The organism is Streptomyces sp. NTD91 (genome assembly GCF_059510455.1).
Window position 1 is genome coordinate 81,071 of sequence record NZ_JCAJZW010000014.1, and the last position, 14,915, is coordinate 95,985.

The following is a 14,915-nucleotide window of genomic DNA, read 5'->3' on the forward strand; positions in this document are numbered from 1 at the left end:
CACGAGGGAGCAAGGCGTTGTCCACCGTCATCGAGCAGCCCGTGGAGGCGCGTCTCGTCGCCGCCGCACCGCGCATGCCGAGCATTCCCGCCACGCTGCGCTACGACCGGAGCGATCCGTTCGCCGTCGTCATGACCTTCCCGGCCCCGGCCACCCTCGAAGGGGTCGACGTGTGCTGGACCTTCTCCCGCGAGCTGCTCACGGCCGGACTGCAGGGGCCCGAGGGGCACGGGGACGTGCGGGTGCGGCCGTACGGCTACGACCGTACGGTGCTGGAGTTCCACGCACCGGAGGGCACCGCGATCGTGCACGTGCGCTCGGGCGAGATCCGGCGCTTCCTGGAGGCCTCCAGCGAACTCGTGCCCGTCGGCCTGGAACACCTCCAGCTGGACCTCGACCACGGCCTGGCCGAGCTGATGCGCGACGCCTGCTGAGCGCGGCACGCACGTGCGGCCCGTTCGGCGAGCGCGCGCGTGGGCCGCGAGCTCAATTGCGTTGACAGTCCTCCGGCCCCCTTCTAACGTCTACCTCGGTCCTGTTGCCGTCGATTGGAGAAGGACGTTGCTCGTCTGAGGTCCTGAGACATCGCGTCGCACCGTTCGGGTGTGCGCGCGGCGTTACGACCTCGGCGTCCGAGCCGTCCTCCGGCACAGGCCCTTTTTCATGGCCTCTTCGTGCCCCACGGCCCTTCGGTTCCCGCCTCGCGGTGTCTCGACATGCGCCCACCGACCGCACGAACCCTTGCGAGGCCCTCATGTCAGCTTCCCTCACCGCTACGTCCCTGTCCTTCACCTGGCCCGACGGCACCGCCGTCTTCGACGGCCTCGACGTCGCCTTCGGCCCCGGCCGGACGGGACTCGTCGGCGTCAACGGCTCGGGGAAGTCGACCCTGCTGAAACTGCTGGCCGAAGAACTCACCCCGGCCGACGGCACCGTCAAGGTCTCCGGAGAGGTCGGGTACCTGCCGCAGAACGTCACCCTCGACACCGCTCTCCGTGTCGACGAGGCGCTCGGCATCGCCGAACGGCGTGCCGCCCTGCACGCCATCGAGGCGGGCGACGCCACCGAGGAGCACTTCGAGACGCTGGGCGACGACTGGGACGTCGAGGAACGCGCCCTCGTCACACTCGGCGAGCTGGGTCTCGGCCACATCGGCCTGGACCGCACGGCCGGCGAGGTCTCCGGCGGCGAGGCCGTGCTGTTGCGGCTGGCCGCGCTGCTGCTGCGCCGCCCGGACGTGCTGCTGCTGGACGAACCCACCAACAACCTCGACCTGTACGCGCGCCGCCGGCTGTACCGGACCGTGGCCGCCTGGCCGGGCGTGCTGGTCGTCGTCAGCCACGACCGGGAACTGCTCGACCTGGTCGACCAGATCGCGGATCTGCGCTGCGGGGAGGTCACCTGGTACGGCGGCACCTTCTCGGCGTACCAGGAGGCCCTCGCCGTGGAGCAGGAGGCCGCCGAGCGGATGCTGCGCGTCGCCGAGGCGGATGTGCGCAGGCAGAAGCGCGAACTGGTCGACGCCCAGGTCAAACTGGCCCGCCGCAAGCGGTACGGGCAGAAGATGTGGGACGCCAAACGCGAACCGAAGATCGTCATGGGCGCCCGCAAACGCGCCGCCCAGGAGTCGGCGGGCAAGCACCGCATCATGCACGAGGAGCGGCTCGCCGAGGCCAGGGACCGCCTGGGCGACGCGGTCGAGGCCGTACGGGACGACGACGAGATCCGCGTCGACCTGCCGTACACGGCCGTACCGCCCGGCCGGCAGGTGCTCACCCTGGAGAACCTGGCCATGGCCCATGGCGCGCGGATCCGGGGCATCCTCGATCTGCGCGGACCTGAGCGGATCGCGCTGGTCGGCCGCAACGGGACCGGGAAGACGACGCTGCTGCGGACCGTCGCCGGGGAACTGGCCCCGGTGTCCGGCGAGGCACGCGCGCACGTGCCGCTGCGTTTTCTGCCCCAGCGGCTGGACGTGCTGGACGACGACCTGTCGGTGGCCGAGAACGTGGCCCGGTTCGCGCCGGACGCCACCGACAACCGGGTCCGGGCGCGCCTCGCGCGCTTCCTGTTCCGGGGCGCGCGGGCCGACCAGAAGGCGGCCACGCTGTCGGGCGGCGAGCGGTTCCGGGCGGCCCTGGCCGCGCTGCTGCTCGCCGAGCCGGCACCACAGCTGCTGCTGCTCGACGAGCCGACCAACAACCTCGACACGGCGAGCGTGCGACAGCTGACCTCGGCGCTGGAGTCGTACGAGGGCGCGCTGCTCGTGGCCGGGCACGATCTGCCGTTCCTGGAGTCGATCGGCGTCACCCGGTGGCTGCTGATGGAGCAGGGGGAACTGACGGAAATCACGCCGGAGGACGTCCTGCGTCTCAGGAGGGCCACAGCCTGACAACGGGGGTTTTGTGCAGGCCGCCGTGGCCTGCATGATGGCGGTTCGGTGCCGGGTACACCGGCACCAGCACCGCACCACCGATTCGAAAGGCCCCTCGTGCCCAGCAAGAAGGCCCTCGTCCGCCGCCCCAGCCCGCGCCTCACCGAAGGCCTGGTGACGCACATCGAGCGGGAGAAGGTCGATGTCGGGCTTGCCGTCGAGCAGTGGGAGGCCTACGTCGAGGCCCTGCGCACGCACGGCTGGGAGACGATGGAGGTCGACCCCGAGGACGACTGCCCGGACTCGGTGTTCGTCGAGGACACCGTCGTCATGTACAAGAACGTGGCGTTGATCACCCGGCCCGGCGCCGAGTCCCGGCGTATGGAGACCGTCGGCGTGGAGGAGGCGGTGGCACGCCTCGGCTGCTCGGTGAACTGGATCTGGGAGCCGGGCACCCTGGACGGCGGTGACGTCCTCAAGGTCGGCGACACGGTGTACGTCGGCCGCGGCGGACGCACCAACGCGGCCGGTGTGCAGCAGGTGCGGGCCGCCTTCGAGCCGCTGGGCGCGCGCGTGGTGGCCGTGCCGGTGAGCAAGGTCCTGCACCTGAAGTCGGCGGTGACCGCGCTGCCCGACGGCACGGTGATCGGACACATCCCGAAGGTCGACCGCCCGTCGTTGTTCCCCCGTTTCCTGTCGGTGCCGGAGGAGTCCGGCGCGCACGTGGTGCTGCTCGGCGGGCACAGGCTGCTGATGGCGGCGAGCGCCCCGAAGACCGCGGAGCTGCTGACCGATCTCGGGCACGAGGTGGTCACCGTGGACATCAGCGAGTTCGAGAAGCTCGAGGGCTGTGTGACCTGCCTCTCGGTGCGGTTGCGGGAGTTGTACGCCTGACGGGCGGCCCCGTCCCTCCCGACGGGCCCGGGATCTGCGTGTTCCCGGGTCCGTCGGTACGTCCGGGGCGTGCGCCGAGGACGCCGGGACATCGACGGCCGGGTGAGGGGCCTGCTGATCAGCGATCTTTACAGCGTCCTTAACCTACGGTTTCGTAACCTACGGATTCGTAGCCTACGATCACGTAGGTTCCCGGCGCCGCTCGCCGGACCATCCCCCTTCTTCTCCCCTCTCGTTCGGCGTCCCCCTGGAGTTCTCGTGACGATCACTTCCCCGCACCTCGGCAGTCCCGCATGGACCGACGCACGGCTGCTGTTCGCGCTGGAGGAAGTGGTCGACAAGGAGCTGGACCGGCATCTGAAGGTCGCCAAGGACTGGATGCCGCACGAGTACGTGCCGTGGAGCGACGGCCGCAACTTCCCCGGCGTGTTCGACGACGGCGAGGCCTGGGACAAGGACCAGTCCAAGGTCACCGAGATCGGCCGCATCGCCCTCGTGGTCAACCTGCTCACCGAGGACAACCTGCCGAGCTACCACCACGAGATCGCCACGCTGTTCGGGCGCGACGGCGCCTGGGGCACCTGGGTGCACCGCTGGACGGCCGAGGAGGGCCGGCACGGCATCGTGATGCGCGACTATCTGCTCGCCTCGCGCGCCGTGGACCCGGACAAACTGGAACGTTTCCGCATGGCGCACATGAGCGAGGGCTTCCAGTCCGACAACCGGCACTCGATGCTGCACTCGATCGCCTACGTCGCCTTCCAGGAACTGGCCACCCGGATCTCGCACCGCAACACCGGGCACCAGTCCGGAGACCCGGTCTGCGACCGCATGCTGGCCCGCATCGCGACCGACGAGAACCTGCACATGGTGTTCTACCGGAATCTACTGAAGGCCGCGTTCGAGCTCGCCCCCGATCTGACGATGCGGGCGGTCCGGGACGTCGTGGTGAACTTCCGCATGCCCGGCCACGGCATCCCCGGCTTCGAGCGGGCCGCCGCGCAGATGGCCATCGGCGAGGTCTACAACCTGCGCATCCACCACGACGACGTGCTGCAGCCCGTGCTGCGCTTCCTGAAGGTCATGGAGATCGACGGCCTCGGCCCCGAGGGGCGCCAGGCGCAGGAGGAACTCGGCCTGTTCATGGGGGGCCTGGACGCGGAGGCCGCCAAGTTCGACGAGAAGCTGGCCGCCCGCAAGGCCCGGATGGCGGGCCGCGTCCAGGCCTGACACGCTGCGGCGCCGGCCGCCCGACCGGCCGGCGCTCCCGGTGGGCGGGTGGCCGGGCGGCGTCGACACCTCGGTTGCTTCGGTCCGATCGTCCGCGCAGGGTGTCAGTGGGACGTACGGCGCAGGGCGAGCCGCTCCTTCTCGGAAAGGCCGCCCCAGACGCCGAACCGCTCGTCGTTGGCCAGCGCGTAGTCCAGGCAGGCCGGGCGCAGCTCGCACATGGCACAGATGCGCTTCGCCTCGCGCACCGAGCTGCCGGGCTCGGGGAAGAAGAATTCCGGCCCGGTCTGCGCGCACAGGGCCTGTGCCTGCCAGGTCTCGTCGGCCGGGGTGATCGCTTCGAAGTGCATGGCCAGGATCGTGCCGTGCGGCGAAAAACGTTCGATCAACGCCGGGTCAACGCGGCCGGGCAGGGCCTCCGGCCGACCCGATGATGCTCCCCGGCACCGCACCGGCGCACGGCGGCGCGCGGGCCCGGGACAAAAACCCGGCGAGCGCGGCCGGTTACCCACGGTGAGAGGGGACGCGGCCCGGCGCGTCGCGCCGCTCCGGCGGCGATTGTCGGTGGGGGGTGCCAGACTCGGCAGTGCAGAGGACGGGACCCCTTCCGAGGAGGGCGAAGATGCTCACCACCCGTTTCGTCGACGGCGCTCCGAACTGGCTCGACATCGGCACTCCCGACATCGGCGCCGCCGCCTCCTTCTACGGCGGGCTCTTCGGCTGGCAGTTCCAGTCGGCCGGGCCGGACGCCGGAGGCTACGGCTTCTTCCAGCTGGACGGCAGGACCGTCGCGGGCGGCATGCAGGTGGGCCCCGAGCAGGGCCCGCCCGCCTGGACGGTGTACTTCCAGAGCGCGGACGCGCAGGCCACCGCCAAGGCGACCGAACAGGCCCACGGCAGTGTGCTGTTCCAGCCGATCGACGTGATGGGCCAGGGGCACATGGCGGTCCTGGCCGACCAGGCGGGCGTGCCCTTCGGGATCTGGCAGCCGGGCCGGACCAAGGGCGTCGACGTGGCGAGCGAACCCGGCTCCCTGTGCTGGGTCGAGCTGTACACCCCGGACATCGCGGCGGCCGCCGCCTTCTACCACCAGGTGCTCGGCCTGGAGACCTCTGCCGCGCCCTTCCCGGGCGGGACGTACACCTGCGTCAATCCCGCCACGGGCGGCGAGGACGCGATGTTCGGCGGGATCGTGCGCCTGGCCGACGACCCGTCCGAGGCCGGAGGCAGCCCGTACTGGCTGCCGTACTTCGAGGTCGAGGACCCCGACGCGGTGACGGAGAGGGCGCAGCAGCTCGGCGGCCAGGTGCGGATGCCGGCGACGACCTCGGAGGGCGTCGGCCGCATGGCCAAGTTGGCCGATCCGTACGGCGCCCGCTTCGCGGTCATCAGGAGCGAGGCGCGGCAGGGGTGAGACGGGCCGGCCGGCTCCGCCGGCGCCGTTGCCGCGACTAGGGCGTGTTGCGAAAGTCCCGTCTGGTCCGCGACGCCTGGCACGGCACCTCGCCGCGTTGTCGGATCGTCCACGTACGCCCGGTACGAGGACGACCCTCCGCCTTGCGATGCACCGCACCAGACGCCGCGGACCCCGCCCTCCGGGCGGACGACGCCACTTTCGCAACACGCCCTAGGCGGACGCCCGTCGTATCAGCGTGGTCGGCAGGATCACGCCCCCGGCGGGCGTCCCGTCCACCGCGGACCAGGTCCGGTCGCGACCGTCGGTGCGCTCGCCGTCGGCCCGATCACGGCCACGAGTCCCCTCGCGGCCATCGGCGCCCTGGCGCACCTCCGTTCCCTCACGGCCGCCGGCGCGTCCTCCGCCGGCGCTCCGCACACGGTCGCCGGTCCGATGGCGGCCACCGGACAGGCCGCGCAGCAGCATCCGGGCCATCAGGCGGCCCATCCCCTCGATGTCCTGACGGACCGTCGTCAGCGGCGGGTCGGCCTCCTCGGCGACGGGCAGCATGTCGTCGAAGCCGATCACGGCCACGTCCTCGGGCACGCGTCGGCCGCTCGCGCGCAGCACCCGCAGGGCCCCGAGCGCGGTGAGGTCGTTGGCGGCGAACACGGCGTCCACGTCCGGGCAGCGGTCGAGGAGCTCGCGCATGGCGCGTTCGCCGCCGGCCGGGGTGAAGTCGCTCTCCACGACCAGTTGCGGGTCGTATCCGCCCGGCACCTCGCCCATGACGTCCCGGTAACCTTCGAGCCGGTCCACCGCCGACGTCTGGTCCAGGGCGCCGGTGAGGTGGGCGACGCGTCCGCGGCCGAGCGCCACCAGATGCCGGACGGCCGCGCGTGCCCCGCCCCGGTTGTCGCAGTCGACGTACACCACGTCCGGCACGTCCCGCGTGCTGCGAGCGGCGCCGGCCGCGCGGCCGTCGTCGACCCAGCCGGGCCGCCCGCCGAACACGGTGGGCACGCCGGCGTCGCGGATGAGGCCGGGCAGCGGGTCGTCGAGGTGCAGGGAGAAGACGAGCGCACCGTCGACATGACCTCCGGCGAGATACCGGGCCACGCGCGCGTGGTCGTCCCGGCCCTCGGTGAGAAGCAACACCAACTGGTTGTCGTGGGCGGTCAGTTCCTTGCTGATGCCGCGCAGTTGCAGCGCGAAGAAGGGGTCGGCGAAGACCCGGGTCTCGGGCTCGGCGACGACGACGGCGACGGCGTCGTGCCGCCGGGTGACAAGGCTGCGGGCCGCCTGGTTGGGGACGTATCCCAGCTCCGCGACGGCCTGCCGTACTCGCTCGGCCAAGGGCTCGCGCACCCCGTCGCCGCCGTTGACCACCCGTGACACCGTGGCCCGGGACACGCCGGCACGCGCGGCCACGGCCTCCAGCGTCGGACGCGACATTGCCTCGGTCACTTCGGGACTCCTCCTCGGCGGCTGCAGGTCAGGATAACCGTGGGGGGAAGAGACCGGCGGTGCCGCGGCGCAGGACACCCGCCGCCCGGCCGGCCGGCGCCCAGGGGGCGTGCGTGCGAGGCCTCCCCCGGCGCCCTGCTGGAGCGATACCCGACGCAACGGCAGCATCGCCCCGCCGTGGCCGCGTGCCTGGCCGGGACGGGTCCGGGGGCGGCCCCGGCCCTGCCCCTGATACGCGCGGAACCGTTCTCCCTCGCCGCTACGGCAACGACCGCCCTGCCGGACGGCCGACCGGCACGACGTCACCTCGGACGAGGCCCTGCCGGCCGACCGCCGCCGCATCCTCGCCGCGCGCGGCGAGTGCGCCGGCGGATCCGGGGACGGCTGCGCGGGGCGCCGGGCCCGCCCGACCCGGTGGCCGGAAGTGCCCCACGGGGCCGGACCAGGGGTGGCGGCACCGCCCGCTGCCGTCGGGGGCGTCGCGTCAGGACGTCGGTTCGCGCCGGGCCCGGCTGGGCTGGACGCGTCTGGGTTCGCCGGGCATCTTCGGATACTCGGGCGGATACGGCAGATCGCCCAGGCCGTGGTCGTGTTCGTCCCGGCGGGCCAGCTCCAGCAGGGCCTCGAGGGAGTAGGCGTGGTCGTCCATGTCGGCGTGGACGTCACCGGCCTCGGCGAAGCGGGCCGGCATGGTGGCGAGGTCGAAGTCGGCGGGGTGGGCCGCGCCGACCTCCTCCCAGCGAAGGGGTGCGGACACGGTGGCGTTCGGCTGGGGGCGCACGGAGTACGCGGAGGCGATGGTGCGGTCTCGTGCCGTCTGGTTGTAGTCCAGGAAGACGCGGCGGCCCCGTTCCTCCTTCCACCACTTGATCGTCACCAGTTCGGGCATCCGGCGTTCCATCTCCCGGCCGACGGCGATGGCGGCGCGGCGCACCTGGGCGAAGGTCCAGCGCGGTTCGATCGGGACGAAGACGTGCAGGCCCCGGCCGCCGGAGGTCTTCGGCCAGCCGCGCAGCCCGCCGAACTCCTCGAGGACGGCGCGCAGTTCGTGGGAGGCGCGGACCGCGTCGTCGTAGTCGGTGCCGGGCTGGGGGTCGAGGTCGATGCGGAGTTCGTCGGGGTGGTCGACGTCCGTGGCGCGCACCGGCCAGGGGTGGAAGGTGAGCGTGCCGTACTGGGCGGCCCAGACGACGGCGGCCTGCTCGGTGGGGCACATCTCGTCGGCGCTGCGGCCGCTGGGGAAGGTGATGTGAGCGGTCGGGATCCAGTCGGGCATGCCCTTCGGGGCCCGCTTCTGGAAGAACCACTCGCCGCCGACGCCGTCCGGGTAGCGCTCCAGGGTGGTGGGGCGGTCGCGCAGCGCGCGCAGGATGCCGGGGCCGACGGCGATGTAGTACTGGGCGAGGTCCAGCTTGGTGAAGCCCCGCTCCGGGAAGAAGACCTTGTCCGGGCTGGACAGCCGTACGGTCCGGCCGTCCACCTCCAGTTCCACCGCAGCACCCATGCGGCCACGGTAGGCGCACCCCGCACCGCTCGCACACCGGGCGACAGCGGAGGGATGCGAGCAGAATCGGTGTCATGGATCTCCCCGTCATGCCGCCCGTGAAGCCGATGCTCGCCAAGCCGGTGGCGAAGATCCCACCGGGCATGCACTACGAGGCGAAGTGGGACGGGTTCCGTTCGATCGTGTTCCGGGACGGGGCCGAGGTCGAGCTGGGCAGCCGTACCGGAAAGCCGTTGACCAGGTATTTCCCCGAGCTGGCCGCGGCGCTGAAGGAGCGGGTGCCCGAACGGTGCGTGCTGGACGGGGAGATCGTGATCGCGCACGACGGCCATCTCGACTTCGACGCGCTGACCGAGCGGATCCACCCGGCCGACTCCCGGGTGCGGATGCTGGCGCAGCGGACCCCGGCGTCCTTCGTCGCCTTCGATCTGCTCGCCCTGGACGACGAGTCCCTGCTCGAGGTGCCGCTGACCGACCGCCGGGCCCTGCTGGAGCGGGCGCTCGCCGGCGCGACACCACCGGTGCACGTGGCGCCGGCGACGACCGACATCGAGGTGGCACGGCACTGGTTCGAGCGGTTCGAGGGCGCCGGACTCGACGGGGTCGTCGCCAAACCGCTCGACCTGCGGTACCGGCAGGACGAACGGGTCATGTTCAAGGTGAAGCACGAGCGGACGGCGGATGTCGTCGTGGCGGGGTACCGGTTGCACAAGAGCGGCCCGGTGGTCGGCTCGCTGCTGCTCGGCCTGTACGACGACCGGGGGCGGCTCCAGCATGTGGGGGTGTCCGCCGCCTTCCCCATGAAGAGGCGGGCCGAGCTGGTCGAGGAGCTTCAGCCGCTGCGCATGGACGACGTTGCCGGGCACCCGTGGGCGGCCTGGTCGGACGAGGCCGCTCACGAGACGGCCCGGCTGCCCGGCGCGCCGAGCCGCTGGTCGGGCAAGAAGGACCTGTCCTGGGTGCCGCTGCGGCCGGAGCGGGTCGCCGAGGTGGCCTACGACCACATGGAGAACGGCCGGCGTTTCCGGCACACCGCACGCTTCCGTCGCTGGCGCCCGGACCGCACACCGGAGAGCTGCACCTACGCGCAGCTGGAGGAGCCGGTGCGCTACGACCTCGCGGAGATCCTGGGCGAGTAGGACCGGAGCTGACGGCAGGCCGGGAGGGACCGGAGCTGACGGCAGGCCTCAGGGGCGCGTCTCAGGGGTGCATGAGGATCTTGATGGCGCCGTCCTGCTTGTGCTGGAACATGTCGTAGGCGTGCGGTGCCTCGGCGAGCGGCAGCCGGTGGGTGGCGAAGTCGTCGACGCCGAGCGGGTCCTCGTCGATGAGATACGGCATGATCTCGTCGCTCCAGCGGCGGACGTTGGCCTGGCCCATGCGCATCTGGATCTGCTTGTCGAACAGGGTGAGCATCGGCATCGGGTCGGCCATGCCGCCGTACACGCCGCTCAGCGAGACGGTGCCGCCGCGCCGGACCAGCTCGATCGCCATGTGGAGGGCGCCCAGCCGGTCGACGCTGAAGTGTTCCGCGAGCGGCGCGCCGATCTTGCGGGGCAGGAGCCCGGTGGCGGTCTGGGCGAGCTTGGCCGCGGCGCTGCCGTGCGCCTCGGTGCCGACGGCGTCGATCACTGCGTCCGGGCCCCTGCCGCCGGTCTCGTCGCGGATCGCGTTGACCAGTGCCTTCTCGTCGTCGAAGGCCGTGAGGTCGTACGTCTGCACGCCGTCACGCTCGGCGCGGGCGAGCCGTTCCGGCACCAGGTCGATGCCGAAGACGCGCTCCGCGCCGCGCACCCGGGCGATCCGGCAGGCCATGTCGCCGATCGGACCGAGGCCGAGGACGGCGAGCGTGCCACCGGGCGGCACGGCGGCGTACTCGACGGCCTGCCAGGCGGTGGGCAGGACGTCGGAGAGGTAGACAAAGCGGTCGTCCGGCGGGCCCTCGGGCACCTTGATCGGCCCGAACTGCGCCTGCGGTACCCGCAGATACTCGGCCTGGGCCCCGGGCACCGCGCCGTACAGACGGGTGTAGCCGAACAGGGCGGCGCCCATGCCCTCCCCGGTGACCTGAGTGGTCTCGCACTGGGTCGGCAGTCCGGTCAGACACATCCAGCAGTTGCCGCAGGCGATCTGGAACGGCACCACGACACGGTCGCCGGCCTTGAGGTCCGGCACTGCGGGGCCGACCTCCTCGACGATGCCCATCGGTTCGTGCCCGAGAATGTCCCCCGGTGTCATGAACGGTGTGAGCACCTCGTAAAGGTGCAGATCCGAGCCGCACAGTCCGGAGGACGTGATGCGGATGACGGCGTCGGTGGGCTCCTCGATCCGCGGGTCGGGCACCTCCTCGACCCGGACGTCCCGCCTGCCCTGCCAAGTGACTGCCTTCATGGGGTCGCGCTCCCTCGCTCGCGTGGGCGTTTCGCGGTGGCGGCCGGGTACCCGTGGCGACCGGCGCCGAACCCCTCCCGGCTGCCGTCGTCCGCCCCTGGCAGGACGGCGCTGACGACCGGCTTCGTTTACGGCCCGGCCCCGTCCGGCGGCACCCCCACCACTTCGCGCACCGTCCGCTACCCGGCCGCCCGCTTCGGCTTCGGCTGGTCGCCCGGACGACACCGCTGGCTGGTCTCGGCGGACGGCACGCCCACGGTGACGACGGACGGCGCACGGGTGACGGCGGCGACGGTCGTCGTGCAGTACGTGAAGATCAGAACGTCCCGCTACCACGACGTCCTCGGCAGCCCCACGCCGTACACCGAGACGGTCGGCTCGGGCAGGGCGCAGGTGCTGCGCGACGGCCGGTCCTTCGACGCCTCCTGGTCACGGCCGGCCGCGGCGGACGGTACGACGTTCACGACGGCGGACGGCAGCCGGGTGAACTTCGCCGACGGCCGGGTGTGGGTGGTGTTCGCCCGGCGCCGTGACGGTGCGCGGCGGTTCGGCGCGCAGGCCGGGCCGCTCCGGCGCGGTCAGCCCTGCGCGGCGAGCGGCTCGGCCGGGTTGCGCAGACCCTCGGCCGCGTCCGCGACCCGGCGGATCAGGTCGAAGAACACGGTCTGCTCCTCGGCGGACAGCGGCGCGAGGAGGACCTGGTTCATCCGGGCGGTGCGCACGGTCAGCCTGCGGTGGGTGCGCAGCCCCTCGTCGGTGAGCCGGAGCAGGAAGCGCCGGCCGTCCCGCGGATCGCGCACCTTGTGCAGCAGCCCGCGGCGGCCGAGCCGGCTGATGACCTCGGCGACGGTCGACCGGTCCAGGCCCACCCGATCCCCCACGGTCCGCTGGTCGAGGCCCGGCTCGGCGACGAGCGCGTTCATGACCGCGAACTGCGGCGAGGTGATCTCCTCGGAGACCATCGTGTTCCACAGCAGGTAGTGCGCCTGCTGCAGCCGCCGGGCCAGGTGCCCGGGATGGGTGGTGAGGTCCACCGCGGCCATGTGCACTCCCCTCATCTATTCGTAGGTGTACTGAACGATACCGGGCAGCCCGGTAGCTTGTCGCCGCTGGAAACTGGTAAAAGCTCAGTTCTTGACGGGTGGTCCCTCCGGTGGCAGCGTGATGGATACCTCGCTGAAATACTCAGTGTGCTGATTAATAGCGGAGAGATGGGGCTTCACGGATGGACAAGGTGGTCGCCACGGCCGCCAAGGCGGTGGCCGATGTGCCGGACGGCGCGTCGCTCGCGGTCGGCGGGTTCGGGCTGAGCGGCGTGCCGAACGTGCTGATCCAGGCGCTCTTCGAGCGCGGAGTCGGCGGTCTCTCGGTCGTCTCCAACAACTGCGGGGCCATGGACACGGGTCTCGCGGTGCTGCTGGCCGCGGGCCGGATCGCCCGGGTGACCGGCTCCTACATCGGCGCCAACAAGGAGTTCGCCCGCCAGTACCTGGCCGGGGAGCTCGAGGTCGAGCTGATCCCGCAGGGCACGCTGGCCGAGCGGCTGCGGGCGGGCGGGGCCGGAATCCCCGCGTTCTACACCCCGGCCGGGGTGGGTACACAGGTCGCCGACGGCGGGCTGCCCTGGCGGTACGACGGCTCCGGCGGCGTCGCGCTGGCCTCGCCGGCGAAGGAGGTGCGGGAGTTCGACGGCACCGAGTACGTCCTCGAACGCGGCATACGCACCGACTTCGCGCTGGTCCGGGCGGCGCGCGGGGACCGGCACGGCAACCTCGTCTTCAACAGGTCCACCCGGAACTTCAACCCGCCGGCCGCGATGGCCGGGCGGATCACCGTCGCCGAGGTCGAGGAACTGGTCGAGCCCGGCGGGATCGACCCCGACGCCGTGCACCTGCCGGGCATCTTCGTGCAGCGAGTGGTCGCGCTCACCCCGGAGCAGGCGGCGGACAAGAAGATCGAGCAGCGGACGGTGAGCCACTGAATGGCCTGGACACGCGAACAGATGGCCGCCCGCGCGGCGCGGGAGCTGCGGGACGGTCAGTACGTCAACCTGGGCATCGGCCTGCCCACCCTGATCCCCAACCACCTCCCCGAGGGCGTCGAGGTCGTCCTGGAGAGCGAGAACGGCATCCTCGGCACCGGCCCCTACCCCGCCGAGGACCAGGTCGACCCGGATCTGATCAACGCGGGCAAGGAGACCGTCACGGTACTGCCGGGCGCGTCCTTCTTCGACTCGGCGCTGTCCTTCGCGTTGATCCGGGGCGGGCACATCGACGTGGCCGTGCTCGGCGCGATGCAGGTCTCCGCCGGCGGCGACCTGGCCAACTGGGCCGTGCCGGGCAAGCTGGTCACCGGGATCGGCGGTGCGATGGACCTCGTCCACGGCGCCCGGCAGGTGATCGTGGTGATGACGCACACCGCGAAGGACGGCTCCCCCAAGATCCTCAAGGAGTGCACGCTGCCGCTGACCGGCAAGGCGTGTGTGAACCGGGTCGTCACCGATCTCGCGGTGCTGGACGTCACCGGGCAGGGTCTCGTCCTGACCGAGTGCGCCCCGGGTGTCGCCGTCGACGACGTCGTCGCCCGCACCGACGCCGAACTCGTCATCACGGAGAACCTGCTGTGAACGCGAGCAACACGGTTGACGTCGTCGACGCCGTCCGCACCCCCATCGGCCGCTACGACGGCGCCCTCGCCTCCGTACGCCCCGATGACCTCGCCGCCCCCACGATCCGTGAACTCCTCGCCGGTGCCCGCCTCGCCGGCACCGTCGCCCACCAGCTCGCCCGCCGCGGCTCCGGCACCGGCGTGGCCACCCTCCGCATCGGCGTGGGCCAGGGCCTCGCCCTCGTCCTCGAACGCTGACCCCCAGGACTTGCCATGGCTCTCACCCAGCAGGACATCGACCAGGAGATCGCCGCCGAGCACGCGGCGTACGAGAAGCGCGTCGCCGACGGCGCGCCCGTCGAGCACCACCCGCGCCGCGACTACGCGCCGTACCGCTCCTCGGTCCTGCGCCACCCCAAGCAACCCCTGGTCGCCATCGACACCGCCCAGGACCCCGAACTGGTGGAGCTGCACTCCCCCGCCTTCGGGGCGCGGGACATCACCGGGGTCGACAACGACCTCACCCGGCACCACCGTGGCGAACCGGTCGGTGAGCGGATCACCGTCTCCGGGCGACTGCTCGACCGCGACGGGCGCCCGGTGCGCGGCCAGCTGATCGAGATCTGGCAGGCCAACTCGGCCGGCCGCTACGCCCACCAGCGCGAGCAGCACGACGCGCCGCTCGACCCGAACTTCACCGGCTTCGGCCGCACCCTCACCGACGCCGAGGGCCGCTACCACTTCACCACCATCCAGCCGGGCCCGTACCCGTGGCGCAACCATGTGAACGCCTGGCGCCCGGCCCACATCCACTTCTCGGTGTTCGGCACGGCCTTCACCCAGCGGCTGGTGACGCAGATGTACTTCCCGCACGACCCGCTCTTCCCGTACGACCCGATCCTGCAGTCGGTGACGGACGACGCGGCCCGGCAGCGGCTGGTCGCCACCTACGACCACGGCCTGTCGGTGCCCGAGTTCTCGCTCGGCTACCACTGGGACATCGTGCTGGACGGCCCGGCCGCCACCTGGATCGAAGAAGGACGCTGACCACC

The 14,915-nt window shown here is 71.9% G+C and carries 15 protein-coding genes and 1 pseudogene; 11 read left to right on the plus strand and 5 right to left on the minus strand.

Features of this window, described 5'->3' with window-relative positions; translation table 11 throughout:
- Positions 1 to 17: 17 nt before the first annotated feature.
- From ssgD to AC5WRT_RS17100, 4 genes are all read left to right on the plus strand, one after another.
- Positions 18 to 434, plus strand: a complete 417-nt coding sequence (gene ssgD, locus AC5WRT_RS17085) for a spore wall synthesis regulator SsgD (protein ID WP_496094294.1) — start codon at positions 18 to 20, stop codon at positions 432 to 434.
- A gap of 320 nt (positions 435 to 754) precedes the next feature.
- On the plus strand, positions 755 to 2,392 hold the full coding sequence (locus tag AC5WRT_RS17090) for an ABC-F family ATP-binding cassette domain-containing protein (RefSeq protein ID WP_496094293.1): 1,638 nt from the start codon (positions 755 to 757) through the stop codon (positions 2,390 to 2,392).
- 99 nt (positions 2,393 to 2,491) lie between these two features.
- The gene (gene ddaH, locus AC5WRT_RS17095) at positions 2,492 to 3,268 is read left to right on the plus strand and encodes a dimethylargininase (RefSeq protein WP_496094292.1); all 777 of its coding nucleotides are present in this window, start codon (positions 2,492 to 2,494) and stop codon (positions 3,266 to 3,268) included.
- Between the two features lie 258 nt (positions 3,269 to 3,526).
- Positions 3,527 to 4,498: an acyl-ACP desaturase gene (locus AC5WRT_RS17100; protein WP_496094291.1), complete on the plus strand. Its 972-nt coding sequence runs from the start codon at positions 3,527 to 3,529 to the stop codon at positions 4,496 to 4,498.
- 104 nt (positions 4,499 to 4,602) lie between these two features.
- Here AC5WRT_RS17100 and AC5WRT_RS17105 read toward each other — a convergent pair whose 3' ends face one another.
- Positions 4,603 to 4,848, minus strand: coding sequence for a WhiB family transcriptional regulator (locus AC5WRT_RS17105; protein WP_496094290.1), 246 nt, complete (start codon positions 4,846 to 4,848; stop codon positions 4,603 to 4,605).
- 272 nt (positions 4,849 to 5,120) lie between these two features.
- Here AC5WRT_RS17105 and AC5WRT_RS17110 point away from each other — a divergent pair, with 272 nt between their 5' ends.
- Positions 5,121 to 5,912 carry a VOC family protein gene (locus tag AC5WRT_RS17110; protein WP_496094289.1) on the plus strand — a complete coding sequence of 264 codons (792 nt, stop codon included), beginning with the start codon at positions 5,121 to 5,123 and terminating at the stop codon, positions 5,910 to 5,912.
- A gap of 213 nt (positions 5,913 to 6,125) precedes the next feature.
- Here AC5WRT_RS17110 and AC5WRT_RS17115 read toward each other — a convergent pair whose 3' ends face one another.
- Together AC5WRT_RS17115 and ligD are read right to left on the minus strand one after the other, a co-directional pair.
- The gene (locus tag AC5WRT_RS17115; protein WP_496094288.1) at positions 6,126 to 7,361 is read right to left on the minus strand and encodes a LacI family DNA-binding transcriptional regulator; all 1,236 of its coding nucleotides are present in this window, start codon (positions 7,359 to 7,361) and stop codon (positions 6,126 to 6,128) included.
- A 484-nt stretch (positions 7,362 to 7,845) separates the two neighbouring features.
- Positions 7,846 to 8,865, minus strand: coding sequence for a non-homologous end-joining DNA ligase (gene ligD, locus AC5WRT_RS17120; RefSeq protein WP_496094287.1), 1,020 nt, complete (start codon positions 8,863 to 8,865; stop codon positions 7,846 to 7,848).
- Positions 8,866 to 8,939: 74 nt separating this feature from the next.
- On the opposite strand from ligD, the gene AC5WRT_RS17125 reads away from it, so the two are divergent.
- On the plus strand, positions 8,940 to 10,004 hold the full coding sequence (locus AC5WRT_RS17125) for an ATP-dependent DNA ligase (protein ID WP_496094286.1): 1,065 nt from the start codon (positions 8,940 to 8,942) through the stop codon (positions 10,002 to 10,004).
- A gap of 61 nt (positions 10,005 to 10,065) precedes the next feature.
- On the opposite strand, the gene AC5WRT_RS17130 is transcribed toward AC5WRT_RS17125, so the two are convergent.
- Complete coding sequence (locus AC5WRT_RS17130; protein WP_496094285.1) at positions 10,066 to 11,256, minus strand: zinc-dependent alcohol dehydrogenase; 1,191 nt, start codon at positions 11,254 to 11,256, stop codon at positions 10,066 to 10,068.
- A gap of 36 nt (positions 11,257 to 11,292) precedes the next feature.
- On the opposite strand from AC5WRT_RS17130, the pseudogene AC5WRT_RS17135 reads away from it, so the two are divergent.
- Positions 11,293 to 11,709, plus strand: a pseudogene (locus tag AC5WRT_RS17135) (DUF3048 C-terminal domain-containing protein); the annotation flags it as partial.
- Between the two features lie 125 nt (positions 11,710 to 11,834).
- Here AC5WRT_RS17135 and AC5WRT_RS17140 read toward each other — a convergent pair.
- Positions 11,835 to 12,299, minus strand: coding sequence for a MarR family winged helix-turn-helix transcriptional regulator (locus AC5WRT_RS17140; RefSeq protein WP_496094284.1), 465 nt, complete (start codon positions 12,297 to 12,299; stop codon positions 11,835 to 11,837).
- A gap of 182 nt (positions 12,300 to 12,481) precedes the next feature.
- Between AC5WRT_RS17140 and AC5WRT_RS17145 the strand changes: the two genes are divergently transcribed.
- From AC5WRT_RS17145 to pcaH, 4 genes are read left to right on the plus strand one after another with little or no spacing between them, the layout of a single operon-like run.
- On the plus strand, positions 12,482 to 13,237 hold the full coding sequence (locus tag AC5WRT_RS17145; RefSeq protein WP_496100357.1) for a CoA transferase subunit A: 756 nt from the start codon (positions 12,482 to 12,484) through the stop codon (positions 13,235 to 13,237).
- The gene (locus tag AC5WRT_RS17150) at positions 13,238 to 13,882 is read left to right on the plus strand and encodes a CoA transferase subunit B (protein WP_496094282.1); all 645 of its coding nucleotides are present in this window, start codon (positions 13,238 to 13,240) and stop codon (positions 13,880 to 13,882) included.
- Entirely contained in the window at positions 13,879 to 14,121 is a 243-nt protein-coding gene (locus tag AC5WRT_RS17155) for a hypothetical protein (RefSeq protein WP_496094369.1), read from the plus strand. Before AC5WRT_RS17150 ends, AC5WRT_RS17155 begins: the two co-directional genes overlap by 4 nt.
- Before the next feature lie 15 nt (positions 14,122 to 14,136).
- On the plus strand, positions 14,137 to 14,910 hold the full coding sequence (pcaH, locus tag AC5WRT_RS17160; protein WP_496094281.1) for a protocatechuate 3,4-dioxygenase subunit beta: 774 nt from the start codon (positions 14,137 to 14,139) through the stop codon (positions 14,908 to 14,910).
- Positions 14,911 to 14,915: the final 5 nt, after the last annotated feature.

Excerpts from the sequence above, each read along its gene's own strand:
- pcaH (WP_496094281.1), top strand. The coding sequence starts at position 14,137 with ATGGCTCTCACCCAGCAGGACATCGACCAGGAGATCGCCGCCGAGCAC.
- AC5WRT_RS17130 (WP_496094285.1), bottom strand. The coding sequence starts at position 11,256 with ATGAAGGCAGTCACTTGGCAGGGCAGGCGGGACGTCCGGGTCGAGGAG.
- AC5WRT_RS17105 (WP_496094290.1), bottom strand. The coding sequence starts at position 4,848 with ATGCACTTCGAAGCGATCACCCCGGCCGACGAGACCTGGCAGGCACAG.
- AC5WRT_RS17110 (WP_496094289.1), top strand. The coding sequence starts at position 5,121 with ATGCTCACCACCCGTTTCGTCGACGGCGCTCCGAACTGGCTCGACATC.
- AC5WRT_RS17125 (WP_496094286.1), top strand. The coding sequence starts at position 8,940 with ATGGATCTCCCCGTCATGCCGCCCGTGAAGCCGATGCTCGCCAAGCCG.
- AC5WRT_RS17150 (WP_496094282.1), top strand. The coding sequence starts at position 13,238 with ATGGCCTGGACACGCGAACAGATGGCCGCCCGCGCGGCGCGGGAGCTG.
- ligD (WP_496094287.1), bottom strand. The coding sequence starts at position 8,865 with ATGGGTGCTGCGGTGGAACTGGAGGTGGACGGCCGGACCGTACGGCTG.
- AC5WRT_RS17090 (WP_496094293.1), top strand. The coding sequence starts at position 755 with ATGTCAGCTTCCCTCACCGCTACGTCCCTGTCCTTCACCTGGCCCGAC.
- AC5WRT_RS17145 (WP_496100357.1), top strand. The coding sequence starts at position 12,482 with ATGGACAAGGTGGTCGCCACGGCCGCCAAGGCGGTGGCCGATGTGCCG.
- AC5WRT_RS17140 (WP_496094284.1), bottom strand. The coding sequence starts at position 12,299 with ATGGCCGCGGTGGACCTCACCACCCATCCCGGGCACCTGGCCCGGCGG.